Source organism: Mesorhizobium sp. M7A.F.Ca.ET.027.03.2.1 (genome assembly GCF_003999175.1).
Lineage (GTDB): Bacteria > Pseudomonadota > Alphaproteobacteria > Rhizobiales > Rhizobiaceae > Mesorhizobium.
The window spans coordinates 1-2,125 of record NZ_RZOM01001068.1 but is presented as its reverse complement, the minus strand read 5'-3'; the positions used below and the strand labels follow the sequence as shown (position 1 = coordinate 2,125).

2 protein-coding genes are annotated in these 2,125 nt (G+C 64.3%); both read left to right on the top strand.

Going from position 1 to position 2,125, the window contains the following annotated elements; all coding sequences use genetic code 11:
- Positions 1 to 976: AMP-binding protein (locus EN750_RS31215; RefSeq protein WP_145968089.1), on the top strand; the 976-nt coding region annotated here is incomplete at its 5' end.
- Positions 973 to 1,980 (top strand): NAD(+) synthase, encoded by a 1,008-nt coding sequence (gene nadE, locus EN750_RS31210; protein WP_127399009.1) that lies wholly within the window; start codon positions 973 to 975, stop codon positions 1,978 to 1,980. The genes EN750_RS31215 and nadE, both read left to right, overlap by 4 nt.
- Positions 1,981 to 2,125: the final 145 nt, after the last annotated feature.

The window sequence follows — 2,125 nt, the reverse complement described above, 5'->3', positions numbered from 1 at the left end:
ATCCATCACAACCTATCTGCGCAACACCCCTGACGACATCATCCTCAATGTCCTGCCCCTGGCTTTCGACTACGGCCTCTATCAGTTGCTGATGGCGATGAAGCTCGGTGCGACCCTCGTCCTCGAAAAATCCTTCGCCTTTCCGCAGGCCATTTTCGAGCGCATGCGCGCCGAGAAGGTCACCGGTTTCCCGCTGGTGCCCACGATGGCGGCGCTGATCCTGCAGATGCGCGATTTGGCGCCGGGTTTCCTGCCGAGCCTGCGCTATATCTCGAACACCGCCGCCGCCCTGCCGCCGGTGCATATCGCCCGGCTGCGCGAGCTGTTCCCCGGCGTGCGGCTCTATTCCATGTACGGTCTGACGGAGTGCAAGCGCTGCACCTACCTGCCCCCGGAGGAGTTGGACCGCCGGCCGGGTTCCGTCGGCATCGCTATTCCCAACACAGAAGCGATCGTCGTCGACGATGAAGGCAACCGCGTGCCACCGGGCGTGGCGGGCGAGTTGGTCATTCGCGGCCCGCATGTCATGCAGGGCTATTGGCGCAACGACGTGGCCACGGAGCAGATGCTGCGTCCCGGGCCGCATCCCTGGGAAAAGCGGCTCCACACCGGCGACCTGTTCCGGACGGACGAGGACGGCTTCCTCTATTTCGTTGGCCGTAAGGACGACATCATCAAGACGCGCGGCGAAAAGGTCGCCCCGAAGGAAGTCGAAACTGTGCTGCACGCCCATCCCGGCATCGTGGAAGCCGTGGTGACCGGCGTGTCGGATCCGGTGCTCGGCCACGCCATTGCCGCCCTCGTCGTTCTCTCGGACGAGACCCTGAGCGAACGGGACATCATTCGCTACTGCGCCGTTCATCTTGAGGATTTCATGGTGCCGAAGCTCATCGAGTTCCGCCGCGAGTTGCCGAAAACCGATACCGGAAAGGTCAGCCGAAGACTGGCGGCCGAAACGTTGGGGACTGCAGAATGAACCACTCCCTCGCCCCGAGCCGTCCCGCCTTCTCGGCCGACGCGCTGACGCTCGACAACGCTGCGGAAACCGATCGCATCGTCGCCGGGTTGCGCGAGCAGCTACGCGGCATGCGCAAGCGCGGGCTCGTGCTCGGCCTCTCTGGCGGCATCGATTCCAGCGTCTCGGTCGCGCTCGCCGCCCGCGCCGTCGGCGCGAAGAACGTCTTCTGCCTGTTCATGCCGGAAAGCGACTCCGATCCCGACAGCCTCCGCCTCGGCCGGCTGGCCGCCGAAACCTTCGGCGTCGAAGCGATCGTGGAGGATATCGGCCCGACGCTGCACGCGATGGGTTGTTATGAGCGGCGGGATGCCTTCATCCGCGAGCTGGTGCCGGAATACGGGCCGGGCTGGGCCTCAAAGATCGTCATCGCCAATTCGCTCGCCGGCGAGGGCTACAACATCTCCTCGCTGGTGGTGCAGGACCCCGAAGGCCGGCAGACGAAGCTACGCATGTCACCGGCGGTCTATCTCGGCATCGTCGCCGCCACCAACATGAAGCAGCGCACGCGCAAACAGATCGAGTACTATCACGCCGACCGGCTGAATTTCGCCGTGCTCGGCACGCCGAACCGGCTCGAATACGACCAAGGCTTCTTCGTGAAGAATGGCGACGGCGCGGCTGACGTCAAACCGATCGCCCATCTCTACAAGAGCCAGGTCTATGCGCTTGCCGCCCATCTCGGCATTCCCGAGGAAATCTGCCGCAGGGCGCCGACGACCGACACCTATTCCCTCGAGCAGACGCAGGAAGAGTTCTACTTCTCCCTGCCCTATGACCGCATGGATATTTGCCTCTTCGGCCTGAATAACGGCCTTTCAGCGGTGGAGGTCGGCACCGCCGCGAAGCTGACTACGGTCGAGGTCGAACGCGTCTGGGCCGATATCGCCGCCAAGCGCCGGGCGACGCGCTATCTGCACCTTGGCCCGCAGCTCGTCCGCCCCGTCGAGGAAATCGCCTGCTGAGATCGGCGCGACCATCGGGATTATGTTGCCGCGCGCGCAATGATGGCCTATTCGAACCGCTCCCCGGCCAGGCGATTCCAGTGCGCGCCGGCCAGCCCGTTGAAGAAGCCTTGCGAGCTCAGGAAGGCGTGCACGAGACCATCGC